Raw genomic sequence first — 16,461 nt, 5'->3', positions numbered from 1 at the left:
GGAGGAATTCTTATGGGATTCCTCCACTATTTTTGTAGAAAGGATAATATAATGAAAACCTCTATTCATTTCAGTTTAAAATTTGTTATTGGACTTATTTTGTTGATAGCAATGTTCTCCATTTCAATGGTTTATGGTGCGGCTTCTACATCCATACAGGATGTATGGCAAGCATTATTTACTCATATAAAAAGCGATTCTATCAATATTTTAAGAGAGCTAAGACTTCCTAGAGAAGTTGCCGCTATGTTGGTTGGTGCCGCCTTAGCTGTGTCTGGTGCGATTATGCAAGGTGTTACCCGTAATCCACTTGCTGACCCTGGATTATTAGGTTTAACTTCTGGAGCAAACGCAGCACTTGCTATTAGCCTTGCGTTAATTCCGGGGATAAACTACTTTGGAATTACTATTGCATGTTTTATCGGTGCAGCAGTTGGTGCAGTAATGGTATTTGGTATTGGAGCAGTGAAAAAAGGCGGCTTTTCTCCATTACGAATAGTTCTTGCAGGTGCTGCGGTCTCCGCCTTTTTGTATGCGATTGCTGATGGCGTAGGTATCTATTTTGAAATTTCCAAAGACGTCTCTATGTGGACAGCCGGAGGATTAATAGGAACCTCCTGGAGTCAACTCCAGATGATTACTCCTTTTATCGGGATAGGAATCGTTGTGGCTCTTTTATTATCTAGACAGTTAACTATTTTAAGTTTAAACGAAGAAGTTGCCGTTGGACTTGGACAAAAAACTATTCAAACAAAAACGATTTTATTTGTAGTAGTTATATTTCTTGCCGGCGCTTCAGTCGCACTTGTTGGAAATATGGCATTTGTAGGTTTGATGGTCCCTCATATTGTTCGAGCAATAGTTGGAACAGATTATCGACTAATAATTCCAATGTCTATTATTGCAGGAGCTATCCTGATGCTACTTGCTGATACAATTGGAAGAACTATTAATATTCCATATGAGACACCAGTTGCTGCAATCATAGCTATTATGGGATTACCTTTCTTTTTAGTGGTCGTTCGTAAAGGAGGGCGAGTTTTTCAATGATTCATCGCCAGCTAGTAAAAAAGCAACGTATACTTTTTATCGTCTTACTATCCTTAATCATTATTACTGCTTTTATTAGTGCAGGAATTGGATATTCCACTCTTTCCTTTAATCGTCTTTTACCAACTTTTTTAGGGCAAGGAACATTTAAAGAGGAATTTGTTTTGTTCTCAGTTCGTTTACCTAGAATTATTATTACTATTCTTGCTGGTATGGCATTAGCGTTATCCGGTGCTATTTTGCAAAGTATTACACGCAATGATTTAGCAGATCCCGGTATTATTGGGATTAACGCTGGAGCAGGAGTGGCAGTTTCAATTTTCTTCTTATTTATACCGATTCAACCTGGTTCTTTTATATACCTACTACCACTAGTGGCATTTGTTGGTGCTTTAATTACTGCATTTTTTATCTATATCCTTTCGTACAACCGTGGAACGGGTTTGCAGCCAGTTCGATTAATATTAGTAGGTGTTGGATTCTCAATGGCTCTTTCAGGCTTGATGATTGTCTTTATCTCATCAGCTGATCGTCAAAAGGTAGATTTCATCGCTAATTGGATGGCAGGAAATATTTGGGGAGCAGACTGGCCATTTATCTTGGCTCTTTTACCTTGGTTAATTGTTCTTATCCCGTTTACGTTATATAAAGCAAATAAGTTAAATCTACTCAATTTAAATGAACCCGTTGCGATTGGTGTAGGGGTTGCAATTGAGAAGCAGCGAATTATTCTTTTATTAGCCGCTGTTGCTCTTGCAGCATCTGCTGTATCTGTAACTGGGGGAATTGCTTTTATAGGCTTAATGGCTCCTCATATTGCTAAATCTTTAGTAGGGCCGCGTCATCAATTATTCATACCTATTTCTATCCTAATCGGTGGTTGGCTTTTACTTTTTGCTGATACAATCGGTCGCAACCTTATCGAACCAAATGGAATCCCTGCTGGAGTAGTAGTGGCTTTAATAGGTGCTCCTTACTTTATGTATTTATTGATGAAGAAGTAAAGATAGTTTACTGCTTTAGAGATATGCGCTGCAGCCCAATACGCATGGGTTTTCAGTATGTGTCGTTGAGTTCCTAAGTAAATATATAGTTGTTGCTGATTTTTTAAGTCAAAATAAAAATGGACTACGCTTTTGTCCGTAGTCCATTTCCTTATGATTGAAGGTATTTCCACATTCTCTCTGGATAATCTGTGAAAATGGCATCTACTCCAACTTGTTTTAGCAAATCAGTATATTTCTCTTCATTTACAGTAAAAACACGAACATTTTTGCCGCTCGCAATCGCCTCCACACCCATCGGTCTAAGGACTGTTGGGAAAAATGCATGCAGTGCATCTGCTCCTACTTTTTCTGCATATATGTGCGGCTCTATCATCACTTCCATAAAGAGGACAGCTGTTTCTATTGAGGGAGCCAATTGTTTAAAGTTTCTTACCATCTCATGGTTAAATGAAGATATAACGACACGTGCTTCTAACCGATAATCATTTAACATTTGCAGTACCGCCTGTTCCATACCTTCATATGGAAATACATCAGATTTTAACTCTATATTAAGGTGATGATGTGTATCTTTAAATACATATAACACTTCTCTTAGCGTTGGGATTGTTTCTTGTTTAAACTTAGGGGAATACCAAGAACCAAAGTCAAATTTTTTCAATTCAGCTAACGTCAAATCTTTAATAAAACCTGATCCATTCGATGTGCGATTGATGGTTTCATCATGTATAACAACCAATTCATGATCTTTCGTCATATGAACATCAAATTCCACACCATGAACAGGTAATTTTGCCGCTGCTTTAAAAGCAGCAATTGTATTTTCTGGATGCGTACCTGAAGAACCTCTATGGGCATAAATTTTCATAAAGCCTACCTCCTTGTACTATTATTAACTATATTATACCTCTTTACTTTCTATATAAGAAAGCACAGTCCAGCAGGTTTTTATTCCTCTTCTAAAATATCTTGTAAAAATTTTTCTCTATTTTGTAAAAAGTATTTGGTTATTTGAAAATGGTCTGTTTCCTCATATTCTATCTCTTTGATTTCCTCTTGGTCAAAACTAAGAATGTTTGCATTGGGGTAGCCTAATAGAATTGGTGAGTGTGTGGCGATAATGAATTGACTATCATCTTCTTGAACTAAATCATGTAGAATTCTTAGAAACGCTAGTTGTCGCGCTGGCGATAAAGCCGCCTCTGGCTCATCCAGCAAATAAATACCTCTGCCTCTAAACCTATTAGAAAAAAGGGAGAAAAATGCCTCTCCATGTGATTGATGATGCAAGGATTTTCCACCGTACGGTCCTGTTCCCATTGTATCGATATGAGAAGCGAAATTATAAAATGATTCCGCACGAAGAAAAAAACCATTTGCTACTTTTGGAAGCCATGACAGCCTGATATAATCTCCTAGTGCTGATTCTGATGCGTCTACGTCATAATAGTTATTCCTTCCCCCTCCTGCTGTATTAAATTCGCATTTATCTGCAATTGCTTCTAACAAAGTAGATTTTCCCGATCCATTTTCTCCAACGAAAAAAGTAACATTATTGTGTAAATCTAGTTGATATAGATTTCTAATAGAAGGAATGGAGAATGGATACTGACTATACGATGGAATGAGATCCCGTTGAAGTGCAATTCTTTTTAAGGACATTTTATCACCTACAATTTCATTATTATTTGGGCTCTATTATACATTACTAAAATTTCAATCTAAATGCTTAGTACAGTTATAGATAGAACAATTCCAGACACCCTGTTTAATATTTAGAATAGTTATTGAGGTATTATCTAATTGTGTTTTTTGGAACCGCTCAGGTAGCAGCCTTTGCAAAGTAAGTCCTATTAATGCTCCTTGGCTAACTACCAATACTCGTTTGTCACTATATGTATTAGCTAGTTCTGCTATAAATTCATATCCTCTATCAGATACATCGTCGAACTTTTCCATTCCTAGGTCTAATTCTCTCCAGTTACTTCCCCACTTTTTCAATCTTTCTTCTTCAGTTGTACCTTCAATTTCTCCGCAATTTATTTCTCGTATTCTTTTATCAAATACATTGATAGATAGATTTAGTTTAGCAGCGATTATTTGTCCTGTTTCTTTAGCACGTGCTAAATCACTGGTCACAATAACATCCCACCCCTCTTCTAATACAAATCTATTTGCTAATGCACTCGCCTGTTGCTTTCCCAGATTATTTAAGGGAATATCTGATATACCTTGTGATCTACCGAGTACATTCCAATCCGTAATACCATGCCTTACAAGTCCTATAGTAGTTAAAATTCTTTATCTCCTTTTATTGGTTTCGCAGTAGAACTTTTTCCGCTAACATAATATTTTCTTTTAGGTAACTGGTATATCTGCGTCCTCTTGAATTTGATGTGTCGTCATCCAAAAGACATCATTTACTTCATCTATACATTTAGCATAGGGCTCGCCAGATTGATACTCACAAAGAAAAACAATATCTAGCCAGTATCCGTTTCAAATAAAGAATTATTAACATACCTAAGATTTGAAACCTCTACGTCTACCTCTTCTGTAATTTCTCTTTTTAGAGCTTCTTCTAATTTGATGTTATCAAGTCTTTTTCTACCTTACCTCCAACAAGGGATAATCCTCCTGCGTGCTCTTCTTTTTCACTCCTTCTTATTAATAACCACTTATCATCTTTGTAAATTGCCTCTTCAACTTTAACTATAAACATTTACTTCCCTCCTTGTTTTTATATTCTATAGAACAAATACCTTCTCCTTTATTTGTTGCACTTATCTTGATGAAACAAAAAAACAGCGAACAAATCAACACACAATTTGCTCGCTGTTCTCTTATAGGTTAACTCTTTTTGTAGAAATGGGTGTTACTCTCTGTGGTAAATCCTACTTTTTTATAAATGGAAAGAGCCTGATCATTGTCTGTTTCTACATCCAAATAGACGGACGCTTTTCCCATAAGATTGGCTTCGCACTTAGCCCAGTTTAATAAGTTGGTTGCCACACCTTTACCGCGTGCATTTTCATGGACAGCGAGACCTGTGACCCATAGCTTGTCACCGTCTTCAACTAGAGTAAACGTCCCTACTAATTCGTCACATAATTTAGCAATCATCAATTGGCGATTTGGTGTTTGCGTATTAAAGTCGATTAATGCTTTAGCTTCTTCTTCATTGTCGCCAAATGCATTTACTAATACCCGAACCACTTCTGACTCCTCATTAGTATATCGCGAAACTTCCACTTTACTATCTAATTCTTCTATTACTGCTTCAGCTGCCATCGTTCTCTCTTGAAAATCAAAAGTATAACCAAATTTGTGAAGAAGCTCCTGACCTGCTACAGAGCTGTCTGGAATTAGAGCGAAATCCGTAGCAGCTCCTCTTATTTCTAGATTCCTACCTAATTCTTTTACTAGTCGTTCTCCTGTACCCAATCTTCGAGCACTAGGTAGAACAACACCACTCCATTCAAAATCTAGTGTTGCTATTCGATCTATCGAGGTTAAAACTCCGACTAATCGGTCGCTATCGTCATCATAAGCTATTAAGCAAAAACCTTTTGTGTAAAAATCAGATAGCTCTACCACACTTAGTAGTGTTGTATAATCCACCTGATCAGCTGTTTCTGCTTCAGCTATTAATTGCTTTATTTCTTCCATTGTCTCCTGGTCTAACGGAAAGGACACAGCCATTACAGATATATTCATTTATTTCTCCTTAAATCTTTGAATTCGTTAACATACTATAATATCTACCTCGTTTTTGCAATAGCTCTTCCTGTGGACCGGACTCCACTAGTCTTCCAGCTTCCATCACGAATATTAAATCAGCCTGTCGTATAGTATTTAATCGGTGTGCTATGACAAAACTTGTTCTACCTTCCATCAGTCGTTCAAGAGCCTCTTGAATTTTCATTTCTGTTACTGTATCGATGCTAGATGTTGCTTCATCTAACAACAGTATCGCTGGATCTGCAACAAGTGCTCGAGCAATGGATAATAACTGCTTTTGTCCTTGACTGATTTCCCCACCATCAGCCGATAAAATAGTATCGTATCCATTTGGCAATTTCATGATGAAGTCATGGGCATTAGCCTCTTTTGCTGCGTGGAGCACCTCTTCATCTGTCGCATTTAATTTACCGTATCGAATATTTTCTCTTACCGTCATTTCGAACAAAAATGGATCCTGTAGAACAAATGCTGTTTGGCTTCGTAGCGTATGTCGGGGCAACTTTTCAATAGGAATACCATCAACTAATATACTTCCACTATTAACTTCATAAAAACGGGCAAGTAACTGCATAATAGTAGTTTTTCCTGCTCCTGTTGCGCCAACTAATGCAGCAGTTTTTCCTGACTCCACATGGAAGGATACTTCGGAAATCGTCGGAGACTTATCTTCTTTGTTGTAATAAAATGTGACATTTTCAAAAGTCACATTCCCCTGTAGCTGATAATCTCCATTGTCTATAGCATCATCCTCTTCAATAGGCTCCTCCATAATAGCAAAAACACGTTCTGCACCTGCAATTGCAGAAAGCACCGTATTAAATTGGTTAGCTAAATCATTCAGTGGCCGTGTAAACTGTCTTGCATACTCCGAGAAAATAACAATTTCTCCAATTGTCACAAAGCCATGATATGCCAATACTCCACCCGCAGCTGCAACAAGCGTAAAGCTAGTATTATTCAAAAAGTTCATCACTTTTGGAATAAAACCTGAATACGTTAACGCCCAAAATCCTGTTTGTCTTAACCGTTCACTTTTGACAGCAAACTCTTCTTGCATTCGTCCTTCTTGCGAAAAGGCTTTAACAATTCGTTGACCAGAAATCGTTTCTTCAATCATTCCGTTCAATTCACCAACAGCTTTTTGCTGCTCCTTGAACAATTTAGACGTCCTTTTCGTAATCCATCGCATAGCAAAATACATGAAAGGCACAATAATAAGCGTCACTAAAGTCATCAGCGGACTCAGTAAAAGCATAACGACTGTTGTCCCGACTAAAGTTAAAATACTTGAAAACACTTGGATAAGGGATGAGTTTAAAGTTTGGCTAACGTTTTCAATATCATTGGTCATACGACTCATTAACTCTCCGTGCTGGCGTTTATCAAAAAAGGACACTGGGAGCTTCTGTAAATGCTCAAATAATCCTGTACGGAGTCTATAAATTGTTTGTTGAGAAATACCAATCATCCAATAACTTTGCAAATAAGTAGCGAGAGAGAAAAACAAGTAAACGATGAGTAATACTCCAATAATTTTGGAAAGACCGACAAAGATATTTTGAGAAATATGTTCATCTACAATTACTCCTATTAAATATGGTCCAACTAATGCTAAAGCAGAGCTAGCAACTACCATCAATAGAACGACTATTAACAAAAATCGCTGTTCATCGACCAACTTCCATATTTGCTTTAATACTCCCTTCCAATCGGAAGCTTTATCGATTTTCTTTTTATGATTTCTTTTTAAATCTTCTTTAGTAATAATAGGCTCATAACCAAAAGGTTTACGAATGAAGTTCATTAGGCTCTCCCCCCTCTGCTTGCGATTCAGCTATTGCTTTATAGAGAGAAGAGTCCTTCAGCAATTCATCATGCGTGCCATAGGCAGATACTTGACCTTCTTCTAATAATAAAATGTAATCTGCACCCTTTGCAGTTCGGATTTTCTGTGTGATAACAAGCATTGTTGCATTTTCTTCCTCCAAAGCTTCCCATAATGCGTTTTCTGTCGAGACATCTAATGCACTGGTGCTATCATCCAGTAATAATATTTCTGGTTTTCTAACGAGTGCACGCGCAATGGAAAGTCTCTGCTTTTGACCACCAGATAAATTGACTCCCTTTTGACCAACTCTTGTATTGTATTGGTCCGGGAATTGTTCAATTGAATCATGTATTTGCGCTTGATTGGCAGCTTCTCTTAATAACTCTTCCGTAGCAGCCTGATCCCCCCAGCCAAGGTTTTCCTCTATACTTCCAGTAAAAAGAATAGATTGTTGAGGAACGAGTCCAATTATTTTCCTTAACTCTTTTAAGGGCCATTCTTTAACATCGATTCCATCTATTAATATAGTTCCTTCTGTTGCATCGAAAAACCTTGGTATTAGATTGAGAAGAGTCGATTTACCAGAACCAGTTGCTCCCATAATCGCCAGCTTGGATCCAGGTTTAACCTTAAAGGAAACGTCTCTTAATACGGGTATATCAGTCGTAGGATAATGAAATGACACATGCTGAAACTCAATTTCACCTATTCTTGGAGTTGCTTCTTCAGAGTCAGTATTAATAACTTCAATCCCTTCTTCTACAAGGAGGACTTCTTCCATACGTTCAGAGGATGCTTTCGCTCTAGAGAAGAAAATAATAATGAAAGCAAACATTGAAAAGGCTCCTGTCATACGCATCGCATAGTTAATAATTGCTACTAACTCACCTAGTCCCACATTTCCTGTTCTAATTTCTTTAGCACCAAACCAAAGTACCGCTAACAAGCTAGCATTCATAATAAAAAGCAAAACAGGTAATATTAACTCCATGATTCGGAAAGCTTTTACATTATCCATTTTCAGATTTGCAGCCACAGTTGCAAAACGACTTGATTCAAAATTACCACGTAAATACGCTTTTATTAAACGTACCGCCTGTAAATTTTCTTGTATCTTTCTTGTGACCTGGTCCACCCTTTTTTGAACTTCCCCAAATAGTTTTAAACCATTCCGGCTCATAATATAAAGAAATACTACTAAAAAAGGAGCGCCTATTACTAGAAACATAGCTAAATATGGGTTCACTATAAAGGACATAATAATACTACCAACAACAAGCAAGGGTGCACGGAGCATAATACGTAATCCCATAAAAATAAGATTTTGTGTAATCGTCACATCAGTAGTTAAACGAGTGATTAAACTCGCTGTTGGAAACTTTAAAAAAGTGGCCATTGTAAAAGCCTGCACCTTCCTAAATAATGCTTGACGTATATCGAACCCATAACTTTGTACTATATGAGAGGCGATAAATGTGTTAATAATTCCTGCTACAAATGCCAATAAGGAAATTCCAAGCATGATACTACCCCAAAGAATAATTGCTTGTTGGTCCCCTGCCAGAATTCCATCATCAATAATGACCGCGATGAGCAATGGTTGAACTAGCTCAACGGAAAGCTCTATTAACATGAACAATAAAGCGACGATAACTAACATTTTATATGGAGATAAATAAGAAAAAATTGTCCTCAAAATTGAAACACCCCTAGATTCTTCGACACTCGAATTAATTCTTGTAAAATCTATTATGCCACAAACTCTTCTGAAGACATAGAAAAAGATGACTTAATATTTTGAAAGTCATCCTTTTCTTTTACTTATCCATTTAATTTCTCCTGCTACAGAAAGCCACGTGACAAATAGAAGCATTATAACTACCCCAATATATTGCCATGCCCCCAGTATTTGATTGAACCAGAATACCGATATAATCATCGCAGTTAACGGCTCAATACTGGACAGTATGCTTGTTTCCACTGCTGTTATGTATTTCATACTCGACAAAAATAATATAAATGCAATGGTTCCTATCAATATAATTATTATTACAATTATACTTATAGGATATGCTGCAATATAGACCCACTCATCCGTTTTCCATATTTGGGTCACGAACGCCAGTACTACCCCACCTATTAACATTCCCCAACCGACAACAACAAGGACACCCCATTCTTTCATCAGCCGAGCTGGATACACTGTATAGATAGAAAATGCTATACCCACAGCCAAGCCCCAAAGTAACACTTCCCTACTTATTAACAATATGCTCACATTTGCATTCGTTAATAATAAAAATAAACCGATTAATGTACCGATAATACCTATAACCTGATACTTTGGTGGAAATATTTTGTTCTTCCATGATAAAAATAAAATAATATAAACTGGTCCCAAAAATTGAAGTAATGTAGCGATTGATGCATTACTCGCTTCAATTGCTGCAACAAATGTATATTGTACACCCAACATTCCTAGTACACCGAAAACTACTAATTGTTTAAGCCAACTAATATCTTTCCAGATAAGAAACACTCGCTGACCAGTTATTAATAGAAACAACAATATACATATTCCAGCTGTTATTAAGCGAACCGTTAAGAAAAATGAAACGGATAAGCTTGTATTATTTAAAACCCATTCCATCATTGGTCCTGATGCACCCCATAGAATAGATCCAAGAACAATTAATAGTATACCTTTGGACCTTGCAAATGCACTTTCTTCCATTTTTTATCACCACTTTCAAAGGTACTTTTTACCCACCTATTTATATATCAATGAATATATGGTATTATACTAATGACCAATTTTTAGAAACTATATATAATAATATTAGACTATTTAAGGGGGCTTGAATATGTTTCTCAAAGAAGAATCTATAAACTTAAGTAACACTGTTTTTAGTCACTTGCCAACACCTAGTTTCATGACAAATAACGAAGGTAAGATTGTCTGGTGGAGTCAAGAGGTGGAAAAACAATTTGGCTACACTATCGACGATTTACAGGACACGGATATACCACTTTTTACAGACTATACATTAGGGCATTTCACCGCAAATTGGGAAACGATTTTACATACAGAAGATCCCTTTGAGGTAAGTCCAGTAATCCTTTATGCTAAAGATAAAACAGCTATAAATACTTCCATTGTTGCAAAATCCTTCGCTTGGAACGATATGCGTTTCGTATTATTTCAGATTAAATCAGATACAAATAACATAATGGAATTATCTTCTTTCCATGAGCTTCAACTCATAAAAAAAGGATTATCCGATTCTTTCATGCTGCTATATATAGATCATGAAGGACTAATCATGCATGCAAATGATAAATTTTTGAAAAAAAGTGCATGGACTCCTAAGCGAATTATCGGAAAATCTTTTTGGCAGTTACTCCCCGATACTCCTGAGCATATAGCAATTGGTAATCAAATTATTACTAAGCTTCGAGACGGAAAAGTATTTCAAGGAGCCGTTGAGAAAATCACAAAAGATGGAACTGCTTATTGGGTTAATTTGTTAGGTATTCCAGTATCCAATACTCAGAATAATACTCCATACTTTTTATTATTGGAAGAGGAAATTACTGAAAAGAAATTAATGCAAACAAAACTAGAACAAATTGCATATGTAGACACTGAAACAGGTTTGTTAAGCAGACATCGCTTAGAAGAAGTAGTGAATGAATATATCGATGAAAAAAAATCATTTTCCTTTGTTTTCATTAGCATCGATCAATTTTATACATTAAAAGAAATTTTTAATGATCAAACAGAAACAAAAATGTTAAATGAGTTTACTAAACGGTTGAAAATCTATTTTGAGGATTCTATTATTGCAAGATCCGGTAGAGATGATTTCGCTATAGTCACCCCATTGAGTGATTGGTACATTCAAGGGTTTACAAATTATTTAAAGCAAAATCCAATTTACTTAGATAGCAAAATTATTCAAATTACTGTAAGCGGTGCCATTACTAGATATCCAGAGGATCAGCAATCTTATCTCCATTTATTAAAAGCTACTACTAATACGATTCAAAAAGTAAAACTAGAGGGTGGCAGTATGATTACTACCCTTTCCAAATCTGACCACTCAAAACTTTCTCGCAAGGTACAAATTGAGAGACGATTATTAGAAGCTTTGAATCGTAATGATTTACATGTCATGTTCTTGCCTCAAAAAGATGTGAAAACTGGTGCTATAACGTCCGTGGAGTCATTAGTAAGATGGGAAGATAGTGTACTAGGTACTGTATCTCCTGAAGAACTTATTCCAATTGCAGAAGAGACAGGACTGATAAATGAAATTGGTCAGTTTATGCTTGAAAAGTCTTGTGAACAAGCTGCTATTTGGCAACGAAAAGGAATACCTATCAAAGTTAGCTTCAACTCTTCTATTCGTGAGTTTAGAGACAAAAATATGGTGAAGACCATTCGAAAAGTGCTAGAAAAGTATAATTGTTCTCCAGAGCTAATCCAAATAGAGTTCACCGAGAAATTTGCACTCGAAGCGGAGGCAGAAAAAGCAATCGTTAAACAAATCCAAAAGCTACAGCAAGATGGCATTGTTTTTGTGTTAGATGATTTCGGAACAGGTTACGCCTCTTTACGCTATTTGCAAATGCTTCCAATAGGTAAATTGAAGATAGATAAATCATTCATATCTTCTGTTACTCAACATGAAAAACTTGAGAAACTTGTTCAAGGTTTAGTGCAATTTGGACAATCACTGGATCTTCAAGTAGTCGCTGAAGGCGTAGAAACTGCGGAACAGTTTGAGTTACTTAAACGTGTAGGGTGCGATGCGGTTCAAGGCTATTACGTGAGCCTACCAATTTCCGCTGAAGAAGTAGAGGAAATGCTGTAAAAATACGTAATGTTTATGGAGGCTGTCCCTATGGGCAGCCTCTTTTTCAAAGAAAATATACAAAAGTGTCCTGCGATACTAGTTTTTGATTATTTTAAAAAATTGTAATGGCGCTATAATTTGCGCTTCAAACGAACACTTCCCGCGGGATTGGCTTCAGCCTCCTCGTCGCTGCGAAAACATATACTCCTACATTTACTCCTCGCAGAGACATTTAAAGACACTATCACAGCCGACTTAGTGAATAGAAAACACTATTAGTAATACGATTACACATATGTATACCAAAAATAAAACAATAAAGTCATTTAAATCTAAAGGTTACACAACAATAGCGCCCTTATGTAGAACAGAGAGTATCTATTGGTAATTCATCCATCATACATTCCTATCCTAAATGCTTAAGTAAACTTGTTCTGTACCAACTGATTCAATAGAATAAGAGCTTCTGACGGTCTTTCATTACGCTGAGTCGTTCGAAGAACAGGTCGTCATTTACTTTGTTTCCTTCAAACAACTTTGAGGAGGCTCCCACGCTGACTTGTGATACTCACAAGTTCTTTATCAAAGACATGCTTGATGAAATAAGCTGACACAATCTGCACTGTCAGGTATTGTTTTTTTTCCAAAATAAGTTATTCTATAGATAGCTTAGCAATAAGCAAGTTCCTGACACGAAGGGAGATGTTTTTAATGGCAACTACTTATATGGTGGTTTGGTCTTAAAACTGAATAGTAGGCATACGCAAAAAAACGGGAAAACGCCCGTATTATTTGGCATGCCTTCCAAAGTAACCTTTCGTGAATATTGCTGTTTGCGAGATACGATGAAGATCGTATCTTTTTTGCGTCCTGATGCCGCGCGACAGTAGCTTCTTTAGAGGCTGCTTGTCCGTGGCATTTTTGCGTCCAAAAAACAATATTAAAGGAGCTAACAAAAACCATGATTGATTTAAAAACCTATGGCTACAAAGAAATAGAAGCAATTCCCTACGGATTATTGCCCGGCAGGGTGATGGAACTTCAGCGCAAGCGCTTCACTGTAGTGACCGAGCACGGTGAAGTAACGGCAATACTCAAAGGAACGTTCTATCACAGCGCGGAAACACGTGTAGACTTTCCGTGTGTCGGTGACTTTGTCTTGCTGCACTACAACGAAAACGGAGATTCTCTCATCGTTACTGTTCTGCCCCGACGCTCTAAATTCTCTCGTGCGGATTACTCAGGGCATGCTGCAGGCTATGCTAAAACCATAAGGGAACAGGTCGTTGCAACCAACTTTGACTATGTATTCATTCTCACTTCTCTGAATTGGGATTTCAGTGTCTCCCGTATCGTACGGTACCTGACACAAGTCAGGCAGAGCGGTGGCCAGCCGGTCGTCATTCTGACCAAGGCTGATCTCGTGGAAGACTACAATTTCGCGCTGACAGAAGTTACACAAAGCATCCCTGATGTTCCTGTTCACGCAATCTGCAGTCATACAGGTGCAGGTCTTAATGAACTCACTCCCTACTTGATGCATGGTAAAACAATCATCTTTCTCGGCATGTCCGGCGTCGGTAAATCCTCTCTGCTCAATGCGTTGATGGAACAGGACGTAATGAAGGTTCAGGTAATCCGAGAGGATGACAGCCGAGGGCGACATACAACAACTCACCGTCAGCTGTTCATGCTCCCCTCCGGTACTATGATCATCGATACGCCGGGTATGCGTGAGCTTGGGCTATTTGATGCTGATGAAGGTATACGCGCAAGCTTTACCGATGTGGAGGAATGGTTCCAACAATGCCGATATAAGAATTGCCGTCATCAGACCGAGCCAGGCTGTGCCGTTCTTGCCGCACTTGCTGATGGTTCGTTGCCACTTGAACGGTGGAAGCAATATGTTGCCCAGCAGCATGAGAACAAGTATGTCCAAGGCAAAAAGAGCTACCCCATCGACAAGAGGGCTCGAAATAAAAGAATAGATACGCAGAGTAAACGAAGAGATACGGGGGATGGAAGAAATGATTATTAAATTCGAAACGCTGATCTATGCATTAAGCAGACAGTTCAAGAAGGATATCACTTATGCCGACTGCCAAACCACGCAACTACAGGGCGGAACGGTGGGAAATGTGTACCTAACAAAGGGGTTCGCCGAAACCGCGGATGGTGAAAAATTGCCATACCGTATCGTGCTAAAAATCCAGAAGAAATGGGAGCGTTACGGCGATCCAAGTTCATGGCGACGGGAATATGATCTATATGCGTCCGACTTGGGAGCGACGTTCTCGGATGCCTTCCGCTGGCCGACATGTTATCACGCCGAGATTAATGCCGATGAAAATGAATTTCAACTGTGGCTGGAATATATCGATGGCGTAACCGGTTTAGACTTGACCGGTGACATGTATGAACAGGCTGCGCTGGAGTTAGGACGCTATCAAGGTAAACTGTATATGGAGCAGCCCGCTGTATTGCAGAGACTGAACAACCTAAGCCATACAGATCTCATGAAAAATACGTATCTGCATTACCGGTCATGGCCGGTCGTTTACAATTATATACGCTCGGAAGACTGCGAATTGCCGCAGCACTTACGGCAAATGCTCATCGACATCGATAAGCACGCAGACGAGATACTAGCCCGCATAGAGAGACTGCCCCTCGTGCTTTGCCACAGGGACTTCTGGGTGACCAACCTGATCTATGCCGACGGGAAAATCGCGCTCATTGATTGGGACACCTCCGGGTGGGGTTACTTGGGAGAGGATCTAGCAAGCCTGATTGCGGATGAATCGGATATCAATCACATGGTCGAATACTACCACCGGTGCGTCCCTGCGTATTATAAAGGATTTTCGGAGTATGTGGATGTATCCCATATAACTGATAATTGCATCTATGAGATGATCCTTCTCGTATTCGGGTACAGGCTTGTGGAGTCGTACCTCCACACAGAGGATGATGACGAGAAGACAAAGCACATCCTTACGCTCCAAAATATCTATGAAATGAAGACCACCCCTGTGCAGGGTTGACTTCTAAAAAAGAAACTCCAAAAACCCTTTAATTTATTGGGTTTGGGAGTTTCTTTCATTATTTCATTCGCTCGTGGCCGGCGACTTGCTTGTGATGTCGTAGACTCCGCAGAATATTCCAGTCGATAAATCAACAGAGGAATTGACAAACGTTTGCGGCATCACTCTGCTGCCACATGTGTCGAGTAACTCAATATCATGGCAAGTTTGATGAATGGATGCTTTATATATAGTACTTGCCGTTGCCTGAAGTGTAGGCGCCGACTCCTGCGGGACCAGCGCGAGCTGAAGACCCCACAGGAGCGTGCTTTTCGCGACGAGGAGGCTGAAGCCGTGCCCGTGGAAAGCGTGCGCCGAAACGGAAAGCAACAGTTTAAGTTGCTGCCATTTAAACAAAATGGCCCGATTGTTGAATAACATGACTTACATTTTTCAACAACTTTATTATCTTGAAACTACAAAGAAAAATTCTCTTTGTTCACGGTTTTGTTTTTAGTTTAACAATTGCTTTTGTCCAAAGCTGAGTAATTATTTCCGCAAATACTAAGCCCATTGCAATGGACCCCGAAATTAGTAAGGCTAGAGAAGCATATTCGAGAGCTAATGGATAATTCTTCTCCACAACACTTCTCATGGCATTATAGGCAGTGCCTCCAGGAACTAGCGGAATGATCCCTGCAACACTAAATATAATCATCGGCATTTTAAATTTTTTAGACATTATATGTGATACGAATGCAACGGTAAAAGCTCCCGCAAATGAAGCGCTAACCTGATCCTGATTCATTTGGTTAACATACATATAAACAATCCAACCTGTCGTTCCCACTATTCCACAGTAAAACAATGACTTTTTAGGTGCATTAAATACTATACCGAAGGCAGCGGCAGCGATAAAACTTAAAATACCTTGAGCTACATATATCAAT

At 38.4% G+C, this 16,461-nt stretch carries 13 protein-coding genes and 1 pseudogene; 5 read left to right on the top strand and 9 right to left on the bottom strand.

Going from position 1 to position 16,461, the window contains the following annotated elements:
* Positions 1–51: 51 nt before the first annotated feature.
* On the top strand, positions 52–1,050 hold the full coding sequence (locus tag MKY29_RS03395) for a FecCD family ABC transporter permease (RefSeq protein WP_340879012.1): 999 nt from the start codon (positions 52–54) through the stop codon (positions 1,048–1,050).
* Positions 1,047–2,054, top strand: a complete 1,008-nt coding sequence (locus MKY29_RS03390) for a FecCD family ABC transporter permease (protein ID WP_090564655.1) — start codon at positions 1,047–1,049, stop codon at positions 2,052–2,054. Before MKY29_RS03395 ends, MKY29_RS03390 begins: the two co-directional genes overlap by 4 nt.
* A gap of 151 nt (positions 2,055–2,205) precedes the next feature.
* On the opposite strand, the gene MKY29_RS03385 is transcribed toward MKY29_RS03390, so the two are convergent.
* The 8 genes and pseudogenes from MKY29_RS03385 to MKY29_RS03350 all read right to left on the bottom strand — a co-directional run bounded on the left by MKY29_RS03385 (position 2,206) and on the right by MKY29_RS03350 (position 10,363).
* On the bottom strand, positions 2,206–2,925 hold the full coding sequence (locus MKY29_RS03385) for a glycerophosphodiester phosphodiesterase (RefSeq protein ID WP_093493675.1): 720 nt from the start codon (positions 2,923–2,925) through the stop codon (positions 2,206–2,208).
* Between the two features lie 80 nt (positions 2,926–3,005).
* Positions 3,006–3,719 carry an AAA family ATPase gene (locus tag MKY29_RS03380; protein ID WP_340879011.1) on the bottom strand — a complete coding sequence of 238 codons (714 nt, stop codon included), beginning with the start codon at positions 3,717–3,719 and terminating at the stop codon, positions 3,006–3,008.
* Between the two features lie 54 nt (positions 3,720–3,773).
* Entirely contained in the window at positions 3,774–4,343 is a 570-nt protein-coding gene (locus MKY29_RS03375; RefSeq protein WP_340880800.1) for a histidine phosphatase family protein, read from the bottom strand.
* A gap of 25 nt (positions 4,344–4,368) precedes the next feature.
* Positions 4,369–4,779, bottom strand: a pseudogene (locus tag MKY29_RS03370) (NUDIX hydrolase).
* A gap of 128 nt (positions 4,780–4,907) precedes the next feature.
* Positions 4,908–5,774, bottom strand: coding sequence for a GNAT family N-acetyltransferase (locus tag MKY29_RS03365; protein WP_340879010.1), 867 nt, complete (start codon positions 5,772–5,774; stop codon positions 4,908–4,910).
* 10 nt (positions 5,775–5,784) lie between these two features.
* Entirely contained in the window at positions 5,785–7,605 is a 1,821-nt protein-coding gene (locus MKY29_RS03360; protein WP_340879009.1) for an ABC transporter ATP-binding protein, read from the bottom strand.
* On the bottom strand, positions 7,589–9,325 hold the full coding sequence (locus MKY29_RS03355; protein WP_340879008.1) for an ABC transporter ATP-binding protein: 1,737 nt from the start codon (positions 9,323–9,325) through the stop codon (positions 7,589–7,591). Before MKY29_RS03355 ends, MKY29_RS03360 begins: the two co-directional genes overlap by 17 nt.
* Before the next feature lie 108 nt (positions 9,326–9,433).
* The gene (locus MKY29_RS03350) at positions 9,434–10,363 is read right to left on the bottom strand and encodes a DMT family transporter (protein ID WP_340879007.1); all 930 of its coding nucleotides are present in this window, start codon (positions 10,361–10,363) and stop codon (positions 9,434–9,436) included.
* A 130-nt stretch (positions 10,364–10,493) separates the two neighbouring features.
* On the opposite strand from MKY29_RS03350, the gene MKY29_RS03345 reads away from it, so the two are divergent.
* From MKY29_RS03345 to MKY29_RS03335, 3 genes are all read left to right on the top strand, one after another.
* Positions 10,494–12,506: an EAL domain-containing protein gene (locus MKY29_RS03345; RefSeq protein WP_340879006.1), complete on the top strand. Its 2,013-nt coding sequence runs from the start codon at positions 10,494–10,496 to the stop codon at positions 12,504–12,506.
* Between the two features lie 943 nt (positions 12,507–13,449).
* Positions 13,450–14,526: a ribosome small subunit-dependent GTPase A gene (gene rsgA / locus MKY29_RS03340; protein WP_139219668.1), complete on the top strand. Its 1,077-nt coding sequence runs from the start codon at positions 13,450–13,452 to the stop codon at positions 14,524–14,526.
* On the top strand, positions 14,516–15,532 hold the full coding sequence (locus MKY29_RS03335) for an aminoglycoside phosphotransferase family protein (protein WP_093494147.1): 1,017 nt from the start codon (positions 14,516–14,518) through the stop codon (positions 15,530–15,532). Before rsgA ends, MKY29_RS03335 begins: the two co-directional genes overlap by 11 nt.
* Before the next feature lie 478 nt (positions 15,533–16,010).
* Here the strand turns inward: MKY29_RS03335 and MKY29_RS03330 are convergent, their stop codons facing one another.
* Complete coding sequence (locus tag MKY29_RS03330; RefSeq protein WP_090564672.1) at positions 16,011–16,460, bottom strand: threonine/serine exporter family protein; 450 nt, start codon at positions 16,458–16,460, stop codon at positions 16,011–16,013.
* Position 16,461 lies beyond the last annotated feature (1 nt).

It is taken from the genome of Psychrobacillus sp. FSL K6-2365 (assembly GCF_038003165.1).
In the GTDB taxonomy this organism is placed as follows: Bacteria; Bacillota; Bacilli; order Bacillales_A; family Planococcaceae; genus Psychrobacillus; species Psychrobacillus psychrodurans.
This window is presented reverse-complemented; position numbering and strand designations above follow the sequence as displayed.

Excerpts from the sequence above, each read along its gene's own strand:
- MKY29_RS03395 (WP_340879012.1), top strand. The coding sequence starts at position 52 with ATGAAAACCTCTATTCATTTCAGTTTAAAATTTGTTATTGGACTTATT.
- MKY29_RS03390 (WP_090564655.1), top strand. The coding sequence starts at position 1,047 with ATGATTCATCGCCAGCTAGTAAAAAAGCAACGTATACTTTTTATCGTC.
- MKY29_RS03385 (WP_093493675.1), bottom strand. The coding sequence starts at position 2,925 with ATGAAAATTTATGCCCATAGAGGTTCTTCAGGTACGCATCCAGAAAAT.
- MKY29_RS03380 (WP_340879011.1), bottom strand. The coding sequence starts at position 3,719 with ATGTCCTTAAAAAGAATTGCACTTCAACGGGATCTCATTCCATCGTAT.
- MKY29_RS03365 (WP_340879010.1), bottom strand. The coding sequence starts at position 5,774 with ATGAATATATCTGTAATGGCTGTGTCCTTTCCGTTAGACCAGGAGACA.
- MKY29_RS03360 (WP_340879009.1), bottom strand. The coding sequence starts at position 7,605 with ATGAACTTCATTCGTAAACCTTTTGGTTATGAGCCTATTATTACTAAA.
- MKY29_RS03350 (WP_340879007.1), bottom strand. The coding sequence starts at position 10,363 with ATGGAAGAAAGTGCATTTGCAAGGTCCAAAGGTATACTATTAATTGTT.
- MKY29_RS03345 (WP_340879006.1), top strand. The coding sequence starts at position 10,494 with ATGTTTCTCAAAGAAGAATCTATAAACTTAAGTAACACTGTTTTTAGT.
- rsgA (WP_139219668.1), top strand. The coding sequence starts at position 13,450 with ATGATTGATTTAAAAACCTATGGCTACAAAGAAATAGAAGCAATTCCC.
- MKY29_RS03335 (WP_093494147.1), top strand. The coding sequence starts at position 14,516 with ATGATTATTAAATTCGAAACGCTGATCTATGCATTAAGCAGACAGTTC.